Raw genomic sequence first — 20,504 nt, forward strand, 5'->3', positions numbered from 1 at the left:
TGGGGCATGTTTCACAAAGCTGAAGACAGAGGGAATCACATGCGTCAGACGAAGGAGACTTCCGGCTTGGTGCTGGTGGTCGAGGACAACCGCAACATCTCCGAGATGATCGGCGAGTACCTGGAAGGCCGTGGCTTCGAGGTGGATTACGCGCAGGATGGCCTGGACGGCTACCGTCTGGCAGCCGAGAACAGCTACGACGTGGTCGTGCTGGACCTGATGCTGCCGCGCCTGGACGGCATCGAGGTATGCCGTCGCCTGCGCAACGATGCACGCAAGTCGACGCCGGTGCTGATGCTGACCGCGCGCGACACCCTGGACGACAAGCTGACCGGCCTGGGCTTTGGTGCAGACGATTACCTGACCAAGCCGTTCGCCATCCAGGAACTGGAAGCCCGGTTGCGCGCGCTGATCCGCCGCGAGCGTCGCCAGGTGGGTTCGGAAGTGCTGAAGGTGGCCGACCTGGTGCTCGACCCGGTCAGCATGCGCGCCACCCGCGCCGGTACCGAACTGCAGCTTTCGCCGATCGGTCTTCGCCTGCTGACCATCCTGATGCGCGAATCGCCGCGCGTGGTCACCCGTCAGGAAATCGAGCGTGAGATCTGGGGCAATGGGCTGCCCGATTCGGACACCCTGCGCAGCCACCTGTACAACCTGCGCAAGATCATCGACAAGCCGTTCGACCGCCCGCTGCTGCACACCGTGCAGAGTGCCGGCTACCGCATCGCCGATATCGCCCAGCCGATGGCCTGATCGGTGCGAGCGCAGGCACAGACCCGCCCCGGCCCTGGCCGGGGCCCGGGGCAGGGGGCGGGTAGCCTGTTGCCAGTGTGGTCACCGTCCGTGCACGACCGTGGCACGTGGCGCTGCCTATAATCGCAGCGCTTCGACCGGGACCCCGCAATGCCGCACGGCCTGCCGCGCAAGATCCGCATCGTTTTCATCCTGCAGGCCGTGCTGGCCAGCCTGGGCATCCTGCTGGGTGCCTGGCTGGTCGCGCTGGTGATCAAGCACAGCCTGGTGGGCGCGGCCCTGCGCGAAGAGGCGTCCTACTACTGGACCCTGTACGCGGCCTCGCCGGCACAACCGCCGCCCAACACCCAGAACATCCGCGGCTACCTGCTGGAACGCGGTCAGTCCAGCCTGTCGCTGCCGGCCAACCTGCGCGCGCTGGAGCCGGGCTTCCACGAACTGCCCGGCGATGACCAGCTGGTGCTGGTGGACGCGCGGCCCGAGGGGCGCCTGTACCTGGTGTTCCTGCGTTCGCGCGCGGAAATGCTGGCGTTCTGGTTCGGCATCGTGCCGGTGCTGCTGACCCTGCTGGCCGTCTACGGCGCCAGCTGGGTGACCTATCGCGCTTCCAAACGCCTGGTCTCGCCGGTCAACTGGCTGGCCCGGCGCGTCTCGCGCTGGGACCCGGGGCATCCGGAAGCGGCCGACCTGGAGCCGGATAAGCTGCCGGCGGACATGCAGGGCGAGACGCGGCAGCTGGCCGCGGCACTGCATTCGCTGGCCAGCCGGGTCAGCGACCACGTGGCCCGCGAGCGCAACTTCACCCGTGATGCCAGCCACGAACTGCGCACGCCGCTGACCGTGATCCGCGTGGCCAGTGACATGGCGCTGGCCGACGATGGCCTGGAACCGCGCCTGCGCCGCAGCCTGCAGCGCATCCAGCGCGCCGGGCGTGACATGGAAGCGGTGATCGACGCATTCCTGATCCTGGCCCGTGAGGCCGACATCGAACCGCAGATCGAACTGTTCGATGTGAACGAGGTGGTGCGCTACGAAGTGGACAACGCGCGCGAACTGCTGGGCAACCGCGCGGTCAGCATCGCCCTGCACAGTGCCGAACCGGTGCAGCTGCACGCCCCGCCGCGGGTGCTGCAGGTGGTGGTCAGCAACCTGGTGCGCAATGCCTGCAACTACACCGACGAAGGGCGCATCGACGTGGACGTGCTGGACGACCGGGTGGTGGTGCGCGATACCGGCATCGGCATGTCCGAAGAGGCGCTGGCGCGGGCATTCGAGCCGTTCTACCGCGCCGAACCGGACCGCCCGCAGGGCACCGGCCTGGGCCTGTCGATCGTGCGCCGCCTGTGTGATCGCTTCGGCTGGAAGGTCAGCCTGGCCAGTGAGCCGGGCAAGGGCACCGAAGCGACGGTCATCTTCCGCTGACGCTGCGCCGGGGTCGGATCCCGTTGCCGCGCAACGGGCTCTGACCCCACGCCCGATCCCGGTAGATCCACGCCATGCGTGGATGGGAGGGCGGCAGCGCCGGGCCATGCCCGGCGTCCGCAATGGCTCAGTTGCAGTTGACCTTCGGTGCCAGCGCCTTGGTCCAGATCGCGTACCCGGCCGGGGTCATGTGCAGCATGTCCTCGCGGAACAGCTTCGCATCGGGCTGGCCATCGGCACCCAGCATGGGGGTGTAGATGTCGGTGTAGCCGGTGTTGGGCAGCTTCGCCAGCGCGGCCTTGATCTGCGCGTTGGCTTCGTTGATCGCCGGCAGCAGGTGCGCACGCGACGGGCTGGGCTTGATCGACAGGTATTCCACCTTCGTCTTCGGCAGGTCGCGGTGCACGCGCTGCACGAAGGCCACCACGTCGTCGCGCACCTGGCTGGCGCTGCGGCCGCTGTTCAGATCATTGTCGCCGGCATAGAAGAACACCTTGCACGGCGCATAGGGCACCACGATGCGGTCGGCGTACCAGGTGCTGTCGCGCACTTCCGAACCGCCGAAGCCGCGATTGAACACCGGCTGGGTGGGGAAGTCGCGGGCCAGGGTGTCCCACATGCGGATGGACGAGCTGCCGATGAACTCGATGCCACCGCGCGGCGGCGGCGAGGTGCGGTCGGTCTGGGCGAAGGCGGCCATGTCGCCGGCCCAGGCCACGTTGGACACCTGGTCGGGCACGGACGGCGATGCCGGCGGGCTGAGCGCCTGCGCCAGCGGTGCGGCAGTCAGCAGGCCCAGCATCAGCAGGCAGGTACGGCGACGGGTCATCGGGCTCTCCAGCGCAACAATAAGGACGTTCATCATAGGAGCTGGGCCGGCAGGCCGCTTGTCCCTGTCAGGTGGCGCACGGCCGGGGCCGGGGTGCCACGGCGGCCCTTGTGGCAAAATGGGCGCCATCTGCCCCTCCCTGTGCCTTCATGATCTCCTGCCGTGCGTCTGAGCGGTCGCTGCGCCGCGCTCCTGTTGCTGGACCCCTCGCCCGTGGCTGACAACTTCGGCCACATGCCCCGCGGCCCGCGCCGCATCTTCCAGGCCGCCCGTTGGTCCTGGCAGGGCCTGCGCGCCGCCTGGCTGCACGAATCCTCGTTCCGCCTGGAGGTCTACCTGCTGGTACTGCTGGCGCCGTTGGCGCTGTGGCTGGGCCAGACCCCGGTGGAGCGCGCGCTGCTGATCGGCTCGATGCTGCTGGTGCTGGCCATGGAGCTGGCCAATTCGGCCATCGAAGCGGTGATCGAGCGCTATGGCGCGGAGATCCACGAGCTGGCCGGCCGCGCCAAGGACATGGGCTCGGCGGCGGTGTTCGTGCTGATGATGAACGTACTGCTGTGCTGGGCCCTGGTCGTGGTGCCGCACCTGCTGGCCGGCACCTACGGCTGAACCTCCCATTCCCCACTGCCTTGAAGAGTTTCCATGTCCTTTGAGTTCCTCGCCGACCCCAATGCCTGGGTGACCCTGTTCACTCTGAGCGCGCTGGAAATCGTGCTCGGCATCGACAACCTGGTGTTCATCTCCATCGCCGTCAGCAAGCTGCCGGAAGAGCGCCGCCCGTTCGCCCGCAAGCTCGGCATCGCCGTGGCCTGCATCACCCGCATCCTGCTGCTGGTGTCGCTGGCCTACCTGGCGCACATGTCGGCCAACCTGTTCAACTTGGCCGGCATGGGCATTTCCATCCGCGACCTGGTGCTGATCGTCGGTGGCCTGTTCCTGATCATCAAGGGCTACCTGGAGATCAAGGAACTGATCACCGGTGGCGACGATGAAAACCCTGCCACCAGCAAGGCTTCGGGCGTGTTCGGCATGGTCATCCTGCAGATCGCGATCATCGACATCGTGTTCTCGCTGGACTCGGTCATCACCGCGGTCGGCATTGCCGACCACATTCCGGTGATGGTGGCCGCGATCCTGCTGTCGGTCATGGTGATGCTGCTGGCCGCCAACCCGCTGGGCCGCTTCATCGACGCCAATCCGACCGTGAAGATGCTGGCGCTGGCCTTCATCCTGCTGATCGGTGCGGTGCTGATCCTGGACGGCCTGGACGTGCACGTGCCCAAGCCCTACATCTACGCCGCGATGGGCTTCTCGGTGCTGGTGGAGTGGCTGAACCTGCTGATGCGCCGCCGCGCACGCGAACACCACGTGCCGGGCGCCGGCGACTGGTAAGCGCGTTTCCTGGAACCCCCGGCCTGGCCGGGGGTTCTGCGTTCTGGGGGATCTGTGAACCGGGGTCAACACTGTTTCCCCGCCACGGGGCTTAATCCGGCCGGGCAAAGCGCGCACCCTGTGCGCTTCTTTTCACAGGCCTGCCCCACGCAGGAAACGTCCATGAACTCCAGAGCCGCCTTGCTGGCCCTTGCCGTCGGCGCCTTCGCCATCGGCACCACCGAATTCGCGCCCATGGGCCTGCTGCCGGTCATCGCCGACGGCGTGGGCGTGGGCATCCCTACTGCCGGCATGCTGATCACCGCCTACGCGGTGGGTGTGATGCTGGGCGCGCCGGTGATGACCCTGTTGATGGGGCGCTTCGGCAAGCGCACCGCGCTGATGCTGCTGATGTCGATCTTCGTGGTCGGCAACCTGCTGTCGGCGCTGGCGCCGAACTATGGCCTGCTGCTGCTCTCGCGGCTGGTCACCAGCCTCAACCACGGCGCGTTCTTCGGCATCGGCGCGGTGGTGGCCGCCAGCCTGGTGCCCAAGGATAAGCAGGCCGCGGCCGTGGCCACCATGTTCATGGGCCTGACCATCGCCAACATCGGCGGCGTGCCGCTGGCCACCTGGGCCGGGCAGCAGCTGGGCTGGCGCCTGTCCTTTGCCGGCACGGCGGTGCTGGGCGTGGTGGCGATCACCGCGCTGGGCCTGGCCCTGCCGGCTTCGGCACCGGGCCCGCGCCCGGACGTGCGCCGTGAACTGAAGGCGATCATGCAGCCGCAGGTGCTGCTGGCGATGGCCACCACGGTGCTGGGCGCCGGTGCGATGTTCACCCTGTACACCTATGTGGCGCCGGTGCTGACCGAGCTGACCGGTGCCTCCAACGCGTTCATCGCGGTGTCGCTGGCGCTGGTGGGCATCGGCTTCACCGTGGGCAATGGCATTGGCGGGCGCCTGGCCGACTGGTCGCTGGATGGCGCCACGCGCATCCTGCTGGCGGTGCTGGCCCTGCTGATGCTGGTGCTGCCGCTGGCGTTCATGAGCCACGCCACCGCTGCGGTGGGGCTGCTGTTGTTCGGTGCGGCCACCTTCGCCATCGTCCCGCCGCTGCAGATACGGGTGATGCAGGCGGCAACCGAGGCGCCGGGCCTGGCCTCGTCCATCAACGTGGGGGCGTTCAACCTGGGCAATGCGCTGGGGGCCGCGCTGGGTGGGGCGGTGATCAGCCTGGGCCTGGGTTATGCGGCCATTCCGGTGGCCGGTGGGTTGCTGGCGGCTGCCGCGCTGGTGCTGGCGTGGTGGGGGCGTGTGCGCGCCCCGGCCGCCGAAGCCTGCTGAGGGGTGGGTTGCGGCAGGGCTTGCAGCCCTGCACCCGCCGAATCAACGTCAACGTCCAAAGCTGGCATTCCGTGGGATGGCGGGGTGGGTCCGGTCGAGGGGGACGCTGCAAGTACGTCCCTGTAAGCTCGGTCGCCGCATCCATGCGGCTCACGCCCCCTCAACCGGACCCACCCCGCCTTCGACAGTTTCCCGCCGTCTGCCGGAACGGCATCCCGCTTGGGTGCGTGTCGACCTCCCGCTCTAGTAGGTGTCGACCTTGGTCGACACGAATGCCTGAAGCATGGGCTTTTGCTTCTGCTCTTTCTTTTGATCTTCCCGCGGTGCGCAGGAAACCGTACGAGGCCGGGCAGGTGGGCGTGGCGGGGGTATCCGCGCCATGGATGGCGCGGCTAAGCCTCCAAGGACGGATTCACGGCGTCCCCCGCCATGCCCACCCGCCCGGACTACCCCGATGATCGATGAGCACCACCACCGCGGAGGGGGCGGCGCCCGATGGCCGATCTTTCACTGCGTCCGTGGCATGCTCGGCACATCGTCCACCCGGAATCGCCACCATGCGCCTGTTCACCCGTGTCCTGCCCCTGCTGCTGCTGGCCGGTCTGCTCTCCGGCTGCGGCTACAACACCATCCAGCAGAAGGACGAGGCCGTGAAGGCCAGCTGGTCCGAAGTGCTGAACCAGTACAAGCGCCGCGCCGATCTGGTGCCCAACCTGGTGCAGACCGTGAAAGGCTTCGCCAGCCAGGAAGAGCGCGTGCTGACCGAAGTCACCAACGCCCGCTCGCGGGTCGGCCAGATCAACGTCAACGCCGATGACGAAGCCTCGCTCAAGCAGTTCCAGCAGGCGCAGGGCGAACTGGGCAGTGCGCTGTCGCGGCTGCTGGTGGTCACCGAGAACTATCCGGTGCTGAAGTCAGATGCCAACTTCCGCGACCTGCAGGCGCAGCTGGAAGGCACCGAAAACCGCATCACCGTCGCCCGTGGCCGCTACATCCAGCAGGTGCAGGACTACAACACCTACATCCGCTCGTTCCCGCAGCTGATCACCGCCAAGATCTTCGGTTACCAGCCCAAGCCGAACTTCAGCGTGGAAAACGAGGCGCAGATTTCCAACGCGCCGGCGGTCGATTTCGGCAACGCGCCGCAGCCGCAGCAGCCGCCGGCAGCGCAGCCGGCGAATTGATCCATGCGCCTGCTCACCGCGCTGCTGGCCCTGCTGCTGTGGCTGCCGCTGGCCGCGCAGGCGCAGCAGCTGGCGCCGATTCCGGCGCTGGATTCGCCGGTGGTCGACACCACCGGCACGCTGGATGCCACACAGAAGCAGGCACTGGTGCAGCAGGCGCTGGCGCTGCAGCAGCGCAAGGGCAGCCAGCTGCAGGTGCTGGTGGTGCCCAGCACCCAGCCCGAGGACATCGCGCAGTACACCACCCGTGTGTTCGATCAATGGCAGATCGGCCGCAAGGGCGTCGATGACGGCGTGCTGCTGGTGGTGGCCAAGGACGATCGGCGGGTGCGCATCGAACCGGGCTATGGGCTGGAGGGCGCCATTCCCGATGCCATTGCCAACCGGGTCATCCAGGAATACCTGGTGCCGCGTTTCCGTGCCGGCGACTACGCCGGCGGCATCACCGAAGCGACCGCGGTGCTGGTCAAGCTGATCGATGGCGAGGCCTTGCCAGCGCCGGTCAGCAGCCAGCGCGGCACCGATAGCGGCGACGGCGGCGATACCTGGGCGCTGGCGCTGTTCATCGGCGTATTTGCCGGCAGCATCCTGCGCGGGGTGTTCTCGCGGGTGCCGCGACCGCTGCGGGGCCTGCTGGGCGGTGGCGGCGCCGCGCTGGCGGCCTTCCTGTTCACCTCCACGCTGCTGGCCAGTGGCCTGGCCGGTATCGTCGGCCTGATCGTGGCCATGCTTTCGGGCCACCCCGGCCGCTTCGCCGGTGGCGGTGGCTGGGGCGGTGGCAGTTGGGGCGGCGGTGGCGGCGGTGGTTTCGGCGGTGGTGGCGGCAGCTGGGGCGGCGGCGGTGGCGGCGGTGGCCGTTCCGGTGGCGGTGGCGCTTCGGGGGGCTGGTGATGATCAGGCGTATCGGGCGGCACGTGTTTTCCCCGTCGCTGCGGCGGGCGTTCCCGCCGGCGGCGCTGCAGGCGATCACCGAGGCCATCGCCAGTGGTGAACAGCGCCACGGCGGCCAGGTCATGTTCGCGGTGGAAGCCGACCTGCCCCTGCACGCGCTGTGGCGGCGGGTGACCCCGCGGCAGGCGGCCGAGCAGGCCTTCGCCCAGCTGCGCACCTGGGATACCGCGCACAACAACGGCGTGCTGATCTACCTGCTGCTGGCCGACCATGCCATCGAGATCGTGGCCGACCGCGGCCTGCACGGCCGGGTCAGCCCGGCGCAATGGCAGCGCATCTGCACCCATCTGCGCGAAGGGCTGCGCGGCAGCGAACCGGTGCAGGCCCTGCGCGATGCCATCGATGAAGTCTCCGGGCTGCTGGCCGGGCACTTTCCGCCCGGTTCGGGGTCCCACGATGACGGGCTGCCCAACACCCCGCAGCTGCTTGGTTGAGCCGCGGCGGCGCTGGCCCGAGAATAGGCGTTCACCTGCAAGGCACCTTCCATGATCTATTTCCACGATATCGACCCCATTGCCCTTTCGCTGGGGCCGATCAAGGTGCACTGGTACGGCATCATGTACCTGCTGGGCTTCACTGCAGCCTGGCTGCTGGGGCGCAAGCGCATCGCGCAGGGGCGCCTGCCGGGCGTCGATGCCAACGGTTTTTCCGACCTGCTGTTCTACGCCATGCTGGGCGTTGTGCTGGGCGGGCGCATCGGCTACATGCTGTTCTATGCACTGGGCGATTTCCTGTCCAACCCGGTGCTGCTGTTCAAGGTATGGGACGGTGGCATGAGCTTCCACGGCGGCCTGCTGGGCGTGGTGGTGGCGTGCTGGTGGTGGTCGCGCAAGCAGCGCCTGCACCTGTTCGACACGATCGATTTCATGGCGCCGCTGGTGCCGATCGGCCTGGCACTGGGGCGGGTGGGCAACTTCATCGGCGCCGAGCTGTGGGGCAAGTACACCGACGGCACCTGGGGCGTGGTGTTCCCTTCGGGCCTGCCGGCACCGCTGAACCAGCTGGATGCGGCCACGCTGAAGGCGCAGTTCGCTACCGGTGCGCTGAACCCCTACGCGCGCCATCCCTCGCAGCTGTATGAAGCGGCGCTGGAAGGCGTGGTGATGTTCACCGTGCTGTGGATGGTGTCGGCCAAGCCGCGCCACCGCTACCTGGTGTCGGGCCTGTTCGCACTGATGTACGGCATCTTCCGCTTCGGCCTGGAGTTCGTGCGCATGCCGGACAACGGGGTCTACATCGCTTTCGGCTGGCTGACCAAGGGCCAGCTGCTGAGCCTGCCGCTGGTGGCGCTGGGCCTGGTGCTGCTGGCACTGTCGCGCCGCGCACCGGTGCTGCAGCCGCAGCCGCTGGTGGTGGCGGAGGGCAAGGCATGAAGGCCTACCTGGACCTGCTTTCGCACGTGCTCGAACACGGCGCCGAGAAGAGCGACCGCACCGGCACCGGCACCCGCAGCGTGTTCGGCTGGCAGATGCGCTTCGATCTGAACGAAGGGTTCCCGCTGGTCACCACCAAGAAGCTGCACCTGCGCTCGATCATCCACGAGCTGCTGTGGTTCCTGAAGGGCGACACCAACATCGGCTACCTGAAGGACAACCAGGTCCGCATCTGGGACGAGTGGGCCGACGCCAACGGCGATCTAGGCCCGGTCTACGGCAAGCAGTGGCGCAGCTGGGCCACCGCCGATGGCCGCGAGATCGACCAGATGCAGTGGCTGGTGGACGAGATCAAGCGCAATCCCGATTCGCGCCGGCTGGTGGTCAGTGCCTGGAACGTGGGCGAGCTTTCGCAGATGGCGCTGATGCCATGCCACAACCTGTTCCAGTTCTACGTGGTGGACGGCAAGCTGAGCTGCCAGCTGTACCAGCGCAGCGGCGACATTTTCCTGGGCGTGCCGTTCAACATCGCCAGCTACGCGCTGCTGACCCACATGGTGGCGCAGGCCACGGGTCTGGGCGTGGGCGACTTCGTGCATACCCTGGGCGATGCCCATCTGTATTCGAACCACTACGAGCAGGCCCGTGAACAGCTGTCGCGTGAACCGCGCGCGCTGCCCAAGCTGTGGCTGAACCCCGCGGTGACCGACCTGTTCGGTTTCCAGTTCGACGACATCCGCATTGACGGCTACGACCCGCACCCGGCCATCAAGGCCCCGGTGGCGGTATGAGGCTGCGCAGGTGTGTGCCCCCGCTGCTGCTGCTGGCCGGCGTGCTGTGCACGGGCGCGTACGCGGCACCGGCCGATACGCTGGGCTTGGCCGGTGAAGTCAACGCACAGATCGTGCACAGACACATGCGCGAGGAAGCCCACGCGTTTGCCGCGGCATTCAACGGCAGCACGATGATGCCCGAGGACATCCCGGCAGGCTGCAAGGCGCAGATGCGCGAGGCGGTGACCGGCATGTACGCGGCGATGACCGAGCACCTCAAGGCGGGCATCGAAGAGCCGGAGTACCAGCGCGTGCTCGAGCAGCAGCTCGCCAGCGTCTACTCCAGCGACCAGTTGCAGGCGTTTTTGGCGCGGGCTACCGACACCGACACCGATAGGGCGGCGTTGTCCGCGGAGGTCCTGTCAGGCCCCGGCCTGAAGGACATCGAGGAGGCGCAGATGCAGAAGATCGTCGATGGCATGGATGAGAAGTCCTCGTCCAGCCCGTCGCTGGCTGCGGCGTTGCGGGCCGCCAGCGCCGCCAAGGCGGCCTGCGATCGCCTGCAGACCGATGCCGGTTGAGGAGACCGCAGCGATGAAACTTTCGATGGTCGTAGCGCTGGACCGCAACCGTGGCATCGGACAGGGCAATGCCATGCCTTGGCACCTGCCCGATGACTTCAAGCATTTCAAGGCGCTGACCCTGGGCAAGCCGATCCTGATGGGGCGCAAGACCGCCGAATCGATCGGCCGGGTGCTGCCGGGGCGGACCAACCTGGTGCTGACCCGCAGCGGCCAGGTGCCGTTTGAAGGCATGCGCGCGGTGGCATCGCTGGACGAAGCCAAGGCCATTGCCGAAGGCGAGGGTGCCAGCGAGCTGTGCATCATTGGCGGTGGCGAGATCTTCCACCAGCTGCTGGACCAGGCCAGCGACCTGTACCTGACCTGGGTGGACGCCGAGGTGCCGGCCGATACGCATTTCCCCGAGGTCGACCCGGCGGTGTGGCAGGAAACCAGCAGCGAGCCGCACCCGGCCGACGCACGCCACGCCTACGCGTTCCGCTTCGCGCACTACACGCGCCGCTGACCCTGGGTAGAGTCGACCGTTGGTCGACTGCTCGGGGCCGTAGAGTCGAGCTTGCTCGACTGCGGCAAAGCAACGGCAGTCGAGCAAGCTCGACTCTACCAAGGCGTCGGCAACGGCAGTCGAGCAAGCTCGACTCTACCAAGCGGGGTCAGGCCTGCGGCGGTGCGCCGTTGTTGCCACCACCACCACCACCACCACCACGACGGCGGCGGCGGCGCGGGCCACGGTTGCCCGGTGCGGCTGGCTGGCCATTGCCGCCTTCCTTGCTCGGCGCAGCGGCCGGCGCACGCGGCTGCGGCGGGCGTGCCGGCGGCCGTGCGTTGGCGACCGGCGCCGGCACATCACGCCCCGGCACCTGCACCACGCGCAGTTCATCGGTATCCAGCTGCAGAGCGGTCAGCTTGCCGCCCCAGACCGCGCCGGTATCGATGGCGTGCACGCCCTGGGTGATGGTCAGGCCCAGCGCCGACCAGTGGCCGCACACGACCTTCAGGTCGCGCTCGACCCGGCCGGGCACTTCGAACCAGGGGTACAGCCCCTGTTCCTGGGTGCCGGGCGTGCCCTTGTCTTCAATGCCGATGCGACCGCGCGGGGTGCAGTAGCGCATGCGGGTGAGCACGTTGATGATCGCGCGCGAGCGGTCATAGCCGGCCAGGTTCGGTGCCCAGCTGGGCTTGTCGCCGTACATGTTGCGGAACAGCTTGCGATAGCCGGCGCCGTGCAGCTGCACTTCCACTTCGGCGGCATGCTTTTCGGCCATCTGCGTGGTCCACTTCGGCGCCAGGCCGGCATGCACCATCATCCAGCCCAACTCGCGGTCCACGTGCACCAGCTTCTGCAGGCGCAGCCATTCCAGCAGCTCGTCGCGGTCTTCGGCCTGCACGATGCGCAGCAGGTCCGGGTTGACCTTGCGCTGCTCTTCCTCGGTGCGCGCACCCACGGCCAGCAGCGAAAGATCATGGTTGCCCAGCACCACCACGCTGTGTTCGCGCAGCGAATGCACCAGGCGCAGGGTTTCCAGCGATTGCCCACCGCGGTTCACCAGATCGCCGCAGAACCACAGGGTGTCCTGCGCCGGGTCGAAGCGGATCTTTTCCAGCAGGCGCTGGGTTACGTCGTAGCAGCCCTGCAGGTCGCCGATCGCCCACACACTCATCGTCCGGCCTCCGTGTCAGTGCAGGGTACGCGGGATGGCCAGCACGAAAGGTGCGACCGGCGCGGCAAATTCAGTGCCATCGTCGGCAACCATGTCGTAGTGGCCCTGCATGGTCCCGTGGTCGGTGCCAAGCATGACACCCGAGGTGTAGTGGAAGTCTTCACCGGGGCGCAGGCGCGGCTGTTCGCCGATCACGCCATCGCCATCGACATGCTCGACGCGACCGTTGGCGTCGGTGATGCGCCAGTGGCGCGCGACCAGGCGCGCGGCCACGCGGCCACGGTTGCGGATGCGGATCGTGTAGGCGAACGCATAGCGGCCGTCTTCCGGCGCGGATTGGTCGTCGAGGAAGCGCGGGGCAACTTCAACGGAGATGGCGTAAACGTCAGCGTCTTCCATACCGGCAGTGTAATCAGGTGGCATTGGCCAAAGCGATGAATTCAGCCACATCCAGCTGTTCGGCACGGGCATCGGGGCGCACGCCGGCAGCGGCGAACTGTTCGGCAGTCACCACCTTGCTCAACGCATTGCGCAGGGTCTTGCGGCGCTGGCCGAAGGCGGCCTTGACCACCTCGGCAAAGCGCGCGTGATCGTGGATGGCGATGGTGGCCGGGTCGCGCGGCACCAGCCGCACCACGGCCGAATCGACCTTCGGCGGCGGCCGGAATGCGCCCGGCGGCACCACGAACAGCGAGGTAACCTGGCAGTAGGCCTGCAGCATCACGCTCAGGCGGCCATAAACCTTGCTGCCCGGACCGGCGGCCATGCGGTCGACCACTTCCTTCTGCAGCATGAAGTGCATGTCGCGGATGACCGCGGCATGTTCCAGCGCATGGAACAGGATGGGCGAGGAGATGTTGTAGGGCAGGTTGCCGACCAGGCGGATCGGCTGGCCGGCGGCCAGTTCGGTGAAATCCACGCGCAGCACGTCGCGGTGGACGATGGTCAGCTCGCCCAGCGGTTCGGCGGCCGCGGTGAGCGGCGCGATCAGGTCGCGGTCGAACTCGATCACCGTCAGCTTCGGGTGGACGCGCAGCAGGGGCAGGGTGATCGCGCCTTGGCCAGGGCCGATCTCGACCAGGCGGTCGCCATCCTTGGGGTTGACCGCCATCACGATCTTGTCGATGTAGTGGCGGTCGGCCAGGAAATGCTGGCCAAGCTGCTTCTTGGCCGGGGCGGTGAACACCGGGCCGGAGGGGGAATGCGGGGAATTCATACGCTCAGTGTACGTTGCCGGGCCAATTGCGCACACAGGGCCGTGGCGGCCTGCAGGCTGGACGGGTCGGCAATGCCCCGTCCGGCCAGGTCCAGCGCGGTGCCATGGTCGACCGCCACGCGCGGGTAGGGCAGGCCCAGGGTCAGGTTCACCGCCTGTTCGAAGCCCGAATACTTCAGCACCGGCAGGCCCTGGTCGTGGTACATGGCCAGCACGGTGTCGAACCCGGCCAGTTTGGCCGGCAGGAAGGCGGTGTCGGCCGGCAGCGGCCCGACCAGATCCATGCCCTCTGCGCGCAGGCGCTGCAGTAGCGGGATGATCAGGTCCAGTTCCTCGCGGCCCAGGTGGCCGTCTTCGCCGGCATGCGGGTTCAGGCCCAGCACGGCGATACGCGGGGCAGCCAGGCCGAACTCACCGCGCAACGCGGCATGCACCGTGCGCAGGGTGTGTTCCAGGGCGGGCGCGGTGATCGCATCGGCCACCTCGCGCAAGGGCAGGTGGGTGGTGGCCAGCGCAACGCGCACGATGTCGTTGGCCAGCATCATCACCACCTTCACCCCGGCCTGGTCGGCCAGCAGTTCGGTGGTGCCGCTGTAGGCAATGCCGCCTTCGTTGATGACCGCCTTGTGCACCGGGCCGGTGACCACGCCGTGCAGCTCGCCGGACAGGCAGGCCTGGCCGGCACCGAGCAGGGCGCCGATGACGGCGCTGGCGTTGGCCGGGTCGGCCTGGCCGAAGCGGCTGGGCGCGGCATTGGCCACCACACGCAGGCGCAGATCGCCGGGCAGACGCGCGTGCGCATCTTCCGGCAGCAGTTGCAGGGGCAGCTTCAGCGCGGCAGCGGCCGCGCGCAGGGTCTCCGGGTCGGCGAAGGCGAGCAGCCGGCAATCATCGCGCGGCTGCTGTACCAGGCGGACACACAGTTCCGGACCGATCCCGGCGGGCTCGCCCGGTACCAGCGCGAGCTCGGGGCGCATGGGTCAGGACTGCGGCGGGGTGGCGGTGTTTTCCGCCCGGTCGCCGCTGCGGAAGCTGACGTAGGCTTCGCCACGCAGTTCCTGCAGGAAGCGGTTGTATTCCTCTTCCAGCTTGCGGCGGCCGATGGTTTCACGCACCTGGGCACGCTGGTTGTCGCTGGTCACGTCGGTCTGGCGCGTGGCAACGCGCTGCACGATGTGCCAGCCGGCATCGGTACGGAACGGCTGGCTGACGCCGCCATCCTGGATGCCTTCGACCTGCTGGCCGAACGCCGGACCGAAGGCATCGGCCGGGAACCAGCCCAGATCGCCGCCCTGGCCCTTGCTGTTGCTGTCTTCCGACGATTCCTTGGCCATCTGCTCGAAGTCGGCACCCCCGGCTACGCGGGCACGCAGGGTGTCGATCTTGGCCTTGGCGGCGGCATCGGTCTGGTTGCCGTCCACGCGCACCAGGATATGGCGGGCATGGTATTCGGTGACCGTGTGGGCACCGGCGGCGGCGTTGGCATCACGCACTTCCACCAGCTTCAGCAGCTGGAAGCCGCTGGGGCCGCGGATCGGGCCAACCACATCGCCGGCCTTCATCTGCTGCATCATCTGCGCGAACGCCGCCGGGATTTCGTCCAGCGTGCGCCAGCCCAGATCGCCGCCTTCCAGCGCGTTGGGGCTGTCGGAATAGCGCACGGCAGCGGCGTTGAAGTCCAGCTCGCCCTTGTCCAGCAGGGTCTTCACGCCGTCGGCCTTCTTCTGGCCGGTGGCGATCTGGTCGGCGTTGGCGCCGTCGGGCAGGGCGACCAGGATGTGCGCCAGGTGGTACTGGTTGCCGGCGGTGGCCTGCTGCTTCAGCGCGGCATCCACTTCACCCTCGCTCACGCTGATGCGGCTCTGCGCGAAGCTCTGGCGCAGGCGCTGCACGGTGATTTCGTCGCGCACCGAGGAACGGAACTCCTCGAAGTCGATGCCGTCGTGGGCCAGGCGCTGGCGCAGGGTGTCCAGGTTGGAACCGTTCTGCTGGGCGATGGAGTTCATCGCCTGGTTCAGTTCCTGGTCGCTGACGCGGATGCCGCTGCCCTGGGCGCGGGCCACCTGCAGCTTCACCAGCACCAGGCGCTCCAGCACCTGGCGGCTCAGCACGTCGTCCGGCGGCAGCTGGTTTTCGCGGCCCACGTACTGGGCCTTGATGTTGGCGATGGCGCGCTGCAGTTCACTCTGCAGGACCACGTCCTCGTCGACGACCGCAGCAATGCGGTCCAGCGGCTGGGCCTCCTGCGCGATGACCTGCAGGGGGGCGGACACGCTGGACACCGCCAGCAGCGAGGCGAGAAGAACGGGGAAGCGCTTGGTCATGGGATCAGATTCGGATCGTAGTCGTCCCGGGTCACCCCGGTATTGCTGGGCGGCACCAGATAAAGGTCGTCGCGGTTGTACCCGAGGATAGCACGGCGCAGGGTACGGTCCGTGTCCTGGCCCAGCGAGCTCAGGCCCTTCAGCACGAACTCGATCTGGATGGAATTGTTCAGGTCGCCTTCGCGGTTGCGGACGTAACGGCGGGCCACGGCGCGCACGGCCAGGCAGCAGCTGTCCCACTGCACGCCGCCGATGATTTCCAGCGGCGCCTTGTCTTCCAGCGAGTAGTAGTAGCGGCCGACCAGGCTCCAGCGCGCATTCAGCGGGTACAGGAACGACAGGTCGGCCTGCTTCAGCAGGTCGGTGCCGTCGGGGTTGATGCGGTGGCGGTAGGTCAGGTTGACCACGCCATCGTTGGACATCAGGTAGCGGGCGCGGAAGCTGGCCAGGTCCTCACGCTTGTACTTGGGGTCCCACTGGTAGGTGGCGCTCAGGGTCCAGCGGTCGTTCACCATGTAGTTGGCGTCGGCGATCCAGGCCGACTTGCCCTTTTCAACCGGTGCGCCGCCCGGGGTGGTGGTCACCCGCGATTCGTCGAAGTACTGGATCTGGCCGATGCTGGCCGAGAACCGTTCCTTGCCGGTGGTCTGGTCGATGAAGCGGGTGCCCAGGGCCATGGTCAGCTGATTGGCATCGTTCTGGCGGTCGGCGCCGGTGTAGCGCGAATCGCGGAACAGCTGGCCCCAGCTGAAGGTGAAGTCACGGGTGTCGAACAGCGGCAGGTCGTCCTGGTTGCGGTACGGCGTGCGCAGGTAGAACAGGCGCGGCTCCAGGGTGTGCAGGAAGGACTTGCCACCGATGGTGGTTTCGCGGTCGAAGAACAGGCCGGCGTCCAGGCTGGCGATCGGCAGCGCACGGCTGGGCGAGGTATTGCCGCGCAGCTGGTCGGCGCTGGCCGTGGTCACGTCCACGCCCTGCGAGGTCAGCACGGTCTTGCGGATGTCGTCGGCCAGGCCGCGGTCCAGCTGGTAAGCGGTATAGCGGTAGGCCAGGGTGGGCGTGACATACCAGGCCGCGCCGCTGAACGGGAACGAGACGTAGGGCTTCACGTCCAGGCGCGAGCCGCCATACATGCGGGTGACCGTGCCATTGCGCACGTACTCGCCCTCGGCATCGACGGTCTTCTCGTTGATGTCATCGTGGGTGAAGCGCACCGCTTCGGCATAGACGCCGGCTTCCATCCACGGCAGCAGCGGCTTGTCCCAGGTGAAGTACACCCGCGGCTGGCGGTTGTAGGCCAGCGCCCGCTCGGTCAGGGTGTAGTCGGTCAGCTGCCAGCGGTCGGCCATGATGCCGGCGGTCCAGTTCTTGCCGGTGCCGTACAGGCCGATGGTGCTCTGCAGGTTCGACGCGGTCACGCCCTGCAGACGGTTGGCGAAATCCTCCACATAGCGCTCGTCGCTGACCCAGGCCAGGTTGGCGCGGGCCTGCCAGTGGCTGTCCACGTTGTGGTAGCCACTGAACATCACCCGGCCGCGGTCGCGGTCGCGCAGCTTGTCGTTGGGGATGTAGGCGGTCAGCAGCTCGCCGCGGCCGCCGTTGTAGAGATAGCGGAACTCGTTGTCCAGCATCAGCCCGCGCTCGCTCATGTAGCGCGGCATCAGGGTGTCGTCGTAGTTCGGCGCCAGGTTCAGGTAGATCGGCTGGGTGTAGTCGAAACCATTGCGGCCGGACATGCCCAGCTGCGGGAACAGCAGGCCGGTCTTGCGGCGGTCGTCGATCGGGAACTTGAAGTACGGCGCCCACAGCACCGGCACCTTGCCGATGCGCAGCACCGCGTTGCGGGCGGTACCGAAGCCTTCGTCGTTGTCCACGTCGATCTGCGGTGCGGTCAGCTTCCACACCGGCTGCGAGGGGTCGCAGGTGGTGTAGGTGGAGCGGTGCATCTGGCCCACGGCGCCCTGCAGGTCGACCGATTCGGCCTCGCCGTTGCCACGGCGCGACACCAGCTGGTACTGGATGTCGGTGATCTTGTGGGTGTCGCTTTCCTGGTTGCCCTCGGCGCGCTTGGCCACCATGCGGATCGAGGAATCCTGGTAGCGCACGTTGCCGTCGGCGATGTAGTTGCCGGTGTCGGTATCGAAGCTGAGCTTGTCGGTACCCACGAACTGGTCGCCGCGGCGCAGGGCCACGTTGCCCTGGTACTGCGGCACGGTGGTGGTGCCCAGCAGCTGGTCGCCTTCGATGTCGGTGGGCTGCTGCTCGCGCTGGGCGCTCGCGGCGGCCGCGTCCTGCCCCGGTACCGGGGTGGGGGCATCGGTGAAGGCGGGAATGACTTCGGTGGCCGGGCACAGGCCCCAGTTGAGCGGCTTGTCATCGGCCATCGCCGGCAGGCAGACAGCGATGCTCAGGGGCAGGGGAAGCAGGCGGAGGGCTCGGCGCACGCGGTTCGGATTCGGGCGAAAACGGACCGTAGATTGCCCCATCCCTTGCATAGGGGCAATGAAGGCGTCCGGCCGAGGCCGGTTCGGGTTCATCCTGGGCGCGCCGCAGCGGCCCCCTGCAGCAGGGTCTGCACGTGCGCCACGCTGCATTCGGCCAGCGCCTGCAGGTCGTAGCCGCCTTCCAGCATGGACACCACGCGGCCGGCCCCATGGCGCCGCGCCAGCGCATGCAGTTCGCCGGTGATCCAGGCGAAATCCTCGGTTTCCAGCATCAGGTCCGCCTGCGGGTCGCGCAGGTGGGCATCGAAACCGGCCGAAATCAGCAGCAGCTGCGGGCGGAAGTCGTCGATGGCCGGCAGCATCTCGTCGGCCCAGACGTTGCGGAAGCGGAAGCCACCGCTGCCCGGCGGCAGCAGGATGTTCATCAGGTTGCCGGCGCCACGGTCGCGGCGCAGGCCCGAGTTGGGGAACAGGCCGGCCTGGTGGGTGCTGTAGTACGACACCCGCGCGTCGTGCTGGAAGATGTCCTGGGTGCCGTTGCCGTGGTGCACGTCGAAGTCGACCACGGCAATCCGTTCCAGCCCGTGGCGGTCGCGCGCGTAGGCGGCGGCGATGGCGATGTTGTTGAGCAGGCAGAAGCCCATGGCCGTACTGCTGGTGGCATGGTGGCCCGGCGGCCGCACCGCGCAGAACGCCAGCGGGTCATCGCCCAGCATCACCGCGTCCACCGCGGCCACGCCGGCACCGGCGGCGTGCACGGCGGCGCTGGCCGAACCGGGCGAGGTCCAGGTGTCCATGTCCAGCTGGCGCAGCGGCAGGGTCTGCGGCTGCAGCACGAAGTCGAGCAGGGCGCTGTCGTGGACCCGGCTCAGCTCGCCGAACTTGGCCGGCGGGGCCTGCTGCCAGTCCAGTTGGCCGGGGAAGGCCTGCTGCAGGGCGTCGAGCACCACCTGCAGCCGTTGCGGGCATTCGGGATGGCCCGGGCCCGGGTCGTGCAGCAGGCAGGACGGATGAGTGAAGACCTGCACGGGCTCAGGCCTGCCGGTGCTGTGGTTGCCACAGCGCTTCGCCGTGGCCATCGGCGCGGGCCAGTACCCGTGCCAGCACGAACAGCAGGTCCGACAGGCGGTTGAGGTAGTGCAGGGCTTCGCCGCGCACGGCCTGCGCCCGGGCCAGACTGACCGTTTCGCGCTCGGCGCGGCGCACGATGGTGCGGGCCAGGTGGCAGCGCGCCGCCGCCTCGCCGCCCGCGGGCAGGATGAATTCCTTCAGCATGGGCAGGCCGGCGTTGTAATGGTCCAGCTGCTGTTCAAGCGCGGAAACGTCGGCGGCATGGATGGCTGCATGGCCAGGCACGCACAGCTCGGCGCCCAGATCGAACAGCTGGTGCTGCAGATGCACCACCAGCGCACGCACGTCGTCGGGCAGTGGCACGGCCAGCAGCAGCCCCAGGGCGGCATTGGCTTCGTCCACGGTGCCATAGGCGGCGACCCGCAGATCGTCCTTGGCCACCCGGCTGCCGTCGCCCAGCCCGGTGCTGCCGTCGTCGCCGGTACGGGTGTAGATGCGCGAAAGCCGATGACCCATGCCGGTGCTCAGTGGTGGATGTCGCGGCGGGCCTGGTGCAGCTTCAGCATCTGCTCCGCGGCCAATTGCAGCGCGGCAGCCAGGGCCACGTAGATGGCGGTGGTGCGCAGGTACGGCCCGAACCACTGGGCGTAGTTCTGTGCCCAGCCGGCCAGGGTCGGTTCGGCCACGTTGCGGCTGGTCCAGTAGAACCCGCCCTGGGCCAGCAGGTGGCACAGCGCCACCGACACCACCAGCAGCGGCACGCCCTTGGCCAGCACCGACCAGTGCGCGCCGTGGTAGTTGTGGCCCAGCAGCAGGCCGCCGGCCCACAGCGAGAAATACGCCGGCAACAGCAGCCAGTAACCCGGCGACACGCAGTAGTGCTGCCAGAAGTCCAGCCCCGCGCTGCGGATCACGATCCAGTCCACCAGCACGGCGAACACCATCAGCAGCGGGAACGCCCAGCGGGTCCAGCGGGCCAGATAGAAGCCGCCGATGAAGAACACGGCCCAGGAGGCATCGGGGATGGCCGCGAAGTGGTTCACCCGGGTTGCCGCCAGCAGCAGCACAAGCACGGACAGGACAAAGGCGCGATGGGCGGTGTCGGACATGGCGAAGACCCGTGGGGCGGATTCAGCTTCCATTCTAGCCCGCCGCGCGGCCCTGCGCAGGCGCGGCGTGCCGGGTCTGGATGGCGTGGCGAGCGCGT

The 20,504-nt window shown here is 68.0% G+C and carries 22 protein-coding genes; 12 read left to right on the forward strand and 10 right to left on the reverse strand.

Going from position 1 to position 20,504, the window contains the following annotated elements:
- Positions 1-39 precede the first annotated feature (39 nt).
- Positions 40-753 carry a response regulator transcription factor gene (locus C1931_RS03640; protein ID WP_002811889.1) on the forward strand — a complete coding sequence of 238 codons (714 nt, stop codon included), beginning with the start codon at positions 40-42 and terminating at the stop codon, positions 751-753.
- A 150-nt stretch (positions 754-903) separates the two neighbouring features.
- On the forward strand, positions 904-2,175 hold the full coding sequence (locus C1931_RS03645; RefSeq protein WP_108755447.1) for a HAMP domain-containing sensor histidine kinase: 1,272 nt from the start codon (positions 904-906) through the stop codon (positions 2,173-2,175).
- A 127-nt stretch (positions 2,176-2,302) separates the two neighbouring features.
- Here C1931_RS03645 and C1931_RS03650 read toward each other — a convergent pair whose 3' ends face one another.
- Positions 2,303-3,004, reverse strand: a complete 702-nt coding sequence (locus C1931_RS03650; protein WP_108748577.1) for an SGNH/GDSL hydrolase family protein — start codon at positions 3,002-3,004, stop codon at positions 2,303-2,305.
- Positions 3,005-3,217: 213 nt separating this feature from the next.
- On the opposite strand from C1931_RS03650, the gene C1931_RS03655 reads away from it, so the two are divergent.
- The 10 genes from C1931_RS03655 to C1931_RS03700 all read left to right on the forward strand — a co-directional run bounded on the left by C1931_RS03655 (position 3,218) and on the right by C1931_RS03700 (position 11,086).
- On the forward strand, positions 3,218-3,613 hold the full coding sequence (locus tag C1931_RS03655; protein ID WP_108757643.1) for a diacylglycerol kinase: 396 nt from the start codon (positions 3,218-3,220) through the stop codon (positions 3,611-3,613).
- A 33-nt stretch (positions 3,614-3,646) separates the two neighbouring features.
- Positions 3,647-4,396: a TerC family protein gene (locus tag C1931_RS03660; RefSeq protein WP_108755448.1), complete on the forward strand. Its 750-nt coding sequence runs from the start codon at positions 3,647-3,649 to the stop codon at positions 4,394-4,396.
- A gap of 162 nt (positions 4,397-4,558) precedes the next feature.
- Entirely contained in the window at positions 4,559-5,719 is a 1,161-nt protein-coding gene (locus C1931_RS03665) for an MFS transporter (protein WP_108755449.1), read from the forward strand.
- Between the two features lie 557 nt (positions 5,720-6,276).
- On the forward strand, positions 6,277-6,903 hold the full coding sequence (locus C1931_RS03670; protein ID WP_108755450.1) for a LemA family protein: 627 nt from the start codon (positions 6,277-6,279) through the stop codon (positions 6,901-6,903).
- Positions 6,904-6,906: 3 nt separating this feature from the next.
- Positions 6,907-7,794 carry a TPM domain-containing protein gene (locus C1931_RS03675; protein WP_108755451.1) on the forward strand — a complete coding sequence of 296 codons (888 nt, stop codon included), beginning with the start codon at positions 6,907-6,909 and terminating at the stop codon, positions 7,792-7,794.
- The gene (locus C1931_RS03680; protein WP_108755452.1) at positions 7,794-8,288 is read left to right on the forward strand and encodes a TPM domain-containing protein; all 495 of its coding nucleotides are present in this window, start codon (positions 7,794-7,796) and stop codon (positions 8,286-8,288) included. Before C1931_RS03675 ends, C1931_RS03680 begins: the two co-directional genes overlap by 1 nt.
- Positions 8,289-8,339: 51 nt before the next feature.
- Positions 8,340-9,227: a prolipoprotein diacylglyceryl transferase gene (gene lgt / locus C1931_RS03685; RefSeq protein ID WP_108755453.1), complete on the forward strand. Its 888-nt coding sequence runs from the start codon at positions 8,340-8,342 to the stop codon at positions 9,225-9,227.
- A complete protein-coding gene (locus C1931_RS03690) occupies positions 9,224-10,018 on the forward strand; it encodes a thymidylate synthase (protein WP_108755454.1) in 795 nt (264 codons plus the stop codon). Before lgt ends, C1931_RS03690 begins: the two co-directional genes overlap by 4 nt.
- A complete protein-coding gene (locus C1931_RS03695; RefSeq protein ID WP_234412874.1) occupies positions 10,015-10,581 on the forward strand; it encodes a hypothetical protein in 567 nt (188 codons plus the stop codon). The genes C1931_RS03690 and C1931_RS03695 overlap by 4 nt, the downstream gene beginning before the upstream one ends.
- 13 nt (positions 10,582-10,594) lie before the next feature.
- A complete protein-coding gene (locus C1931_RS03700) occupies positions 10,595-11,086 on the forward strand; it encodes a dihydrofolate reductase (protein ID WP_108755456.1) in 492 nt (163 codons plus the stop codon).
- A 148-nt stretch (positions 11,087-11,234) separates the two neighbouring features.
- Here the strand turns inward: C1931_RS03700 and C1931_RS03705 are convergent, their stop codons facing one another.
- The 9 genes from C1931_RS03705 to C1931_RS03745 form a co-directional block, all read right to left on the reverse strand.
- Positions 11,235-12,242 (reverse strand): symmetrical bis(5'-nucleosyl)-tetraphosphatase, encoded by a 1,008-nt coding sequence (locus tag C1931_RS03705; RefSeq protein ID WP_108755457.1) that lies wholly within the window; start codon positions 12,240-12,242, stop codon positions 11,235-11,237.
- Between the two features lie 15 nt (positions 12,243-12,257).
- Positions 12,258-12,641: a Co2+/Mg2+ efflux protein ApaG gene (apaG, locus tag C1931_RS03710; RefSeq protein WP_108748588.1), complete on the reverse strand. Its 384-nt coding sequence runs from the start codon at positions 12,639-12,641 to the stop codon at positions 12,258-12,260.
- 13 nt (positions 12,642-12,654) lie between these two features.
- Positions 12,655-13,458 (reverse strand): 16S rRNA (adenine(1518)-N(6)/adenine(1519)-N(6))-dimethyltransferase RsmA, encoded by an 804-nt coding sequence (gene rsmA / locus C1931_RS03715; RefSeq protein ID WP_108748589.1) that lies wholly within the window; start codon positions 13,456-13,458, stop codon positions 12,655-12,657.
- Positions 13,455-14,435: a 4-hydroxythreonine-4-phosphate dehydrogenase PdxA gene (pdxA, locus tag C1931_RS03720; RefSeq protein ID WP_108755458.1), complete on the reverse strand. Its 981-nt coding sequence runs from the start codon at positions 14,433-14,435 to the stop codon at positions 13,455-13,457. Before pdxA ends, rsmA begins: the two co-directional genes overlap by 4 nt.
- Positions 14,436-14,438: 3 nt before the next feature.
- Complete coding sequence (locus C1931_RS03725) at positions 14,439-15,782, reverse strand: peptidylprolyl isomerase (protein ID WP_108755459.1); 1,344 nt, start codon at positions 15,780-15,782, stop codon at positions 14,439-14,441.
- Entirely contained in the window at positions 15,779-18,226 is a 2,448-nt protein-coding gene (gene lptD / locus C1931_RS03730) for an LPS-assembly protein LptD (protein WP_234412875.1), read from the reverse strand. The genes C1931_RS03725 and lptD overlap by 4 nt, the downstream gene beginning before the upstream one ends.
- A gap of 89 nt (positions 18,227-18,315) precedes the next feature.
- The gene (locus C1931_RS03735; protein ID WP_108757644.1) at positions 18,316-19,254 is read right to left on the reverse strand and encodes a histone deacetylase family protein; all 939 of its coding nucleotides are present in this window, start codon (positions 19,252-19,254) and stop codon (positions 18,316-18,318) included.
- Between the two features lie 4 nt (positions 19,255-19,258).
- Complete coding sequence (locus tag C1931_RS03740; RefSeq protein ID WP_108755461.1) at positions 19,259-19,813, reverse strand: cob(I)yrinic acid a,c-diamide adenosyltransferase; 555 nt, start codon at positions 19,811-19,813, stop codon at positions 19,259-19,261.
- 8 nt (positions 19,814-19,821) lie between these two features.
- Positions 19,822-20,406, reverse strand: coding sequence for a hypothetical protein (locus C1931_RS03745; RefSeq protein WP_108755462.1), 585 nt, complete (start codon positions 20,404-20,406; stop codon positions 19,822-19,824).
- Between the last annotated feature and the right edge of the window lie 98 nt (positions 20,407-20,504).

The organism is Stenotrophomonas sp. YAU14A_MKIMI4_1 (assembly GCF_003086855.1).
Classification (GTDB): Bacteria; Pseudomonadota; Gammaproteobacteria; order Xanthomonadales; family Xanthomonadaceae; genus Stenotrophomonas.

Bases quoted from the DNA above. Each gene is read 5' to 3' on its own strand.
- C1931_RS03740 (WP_108755461.1), bottom strand. From the start codon at position 19,813: ATGGGTCATCGGCTTTCGCGCATCTACACCCGTACCGGCGACGACGGC.
- C1931_RS03660 (WP_108755448.1), top strand. From the start codon at position 3,647: ATGTCCTTTGAGTTCCTCGCCGACCCCAATGCCTGGGTGACCCTGTTC.
- C1931_RS03670 (WP_108755450.1), top strand. From the start codon at position 6,277: ATGCGCCTGTTCACCCGTGTCCTGCCCCTGCTGCTGCTGGCCGGTCTG.
- C1931_RS03695 (WP_234412874.1), top strand. From the start codon at position 10,015: ATGAGGCTGCGCAGGTGTGTGCCCCCGCTGCTGCTGCTGGCCGGCGTG.
- C1931_RS03680 (WP_108755452.1), top strand. From the start codon at position 7,794: ATGATCAGGCGTATCGGGCGGCACGTGTTTTCCCCGTCGCTGCGGCGG.
- pdxA (WP_108755458.1), bottom strand. From the start codon at position 14,435: ATGCGCCCCGAGCTCGCGCTGGTACCGGGCGAGCCCGCCGGGATCGGT.
- C1931_RS03725 (WP_108755459.1), bottom strand. From the start codon at position 15,782: ATGACCAAGCGCTTCCCCGTTCTTCTCGCCTCGCTGCTGGCGGTGTCC.
- C1931_RS03640 (WP_002811889.1), top strand. From the start codon at position 40: ATGCGTCAGACGAAGGAGACTTCCGGCTTGGTGCTGGTGGTCGAGGAC.
- C1931_RS03645 (WP_108755447.1), top strand. From the start codon at position 904: ATGCCGCACGGCCTGCCGCGCAAGATCCGCATCGTTTTCATCCTGCAG.
- rsmA (WP_108748589.1), bottom strand. From the start codon at position 13,458: ATGAATTCCCCGCATTCCCCCTCCGGCCCGGTGTTCACCGCCCCGGCC.
- C1931_RS03745 (WP_108755462.1), bottom strand. From the start codon at position 20,406: ATGTCCGACACCGCCCATCGCGCCTTTGTCCTGTCCGTGCTTGTGCTG.
- C1931_RS03675 (WP_108755451.1), top strand. From the start codon at position 6,907: ATGCGCCTGCTCACCGCGCTGCTGGCCCTGCTGCTGTGGCTGCCGCTG.
- C1931_RS03690 (WP_108755454.1), top strand. From the start codon at position 9,224: ATGAAGGCCTACCTGGACCTGCTTTCGCACGTGCTCGAACACGGCGCC.
- apaG (WP_108748588.1), bottom strand. From the start codon at position 12,641: ATGGAAGACGCTGACGTTTACGCCATCTCCGTTGAAGTTGCCCCGCGC.
- C1931_RS03700 (WP_108755456.1), top strand. From the start codon at position 10,595: ATGAAACTTTCGATGGTCGTAGCGCTGGACCGCAACCGTGGCATCGGA.
- C1931_RS03665 (WP_108755449.1), top strand. From the start codon at position 4,559: ATGAACTCCAGAGCCGCCTTGCTGGCCCTTGCCGTCGGCGCCTTCGCC.
- lgt (WP_108755453.1), top strand. From the start codon at position 8,340: ATGATCTATTTCCACGATATCGACCCCATTGCCCTTTCGCTGGGGCCG.
- C1931_RS03705 (WP_108755457.1), bottom strand. From the start codon at position 12,242: ATGAGTGTGTGGGCGATCGGCGACCTGCAGGGCTGCTACGACGTAACC.
- C1931_RS03650 (WP_108748577.1), bottom strand. From the start codon at position 3,004: ATGACCCGTCGCCGTACCTGCCTGCTGATGCTGGGCCTGCTGACTGCC.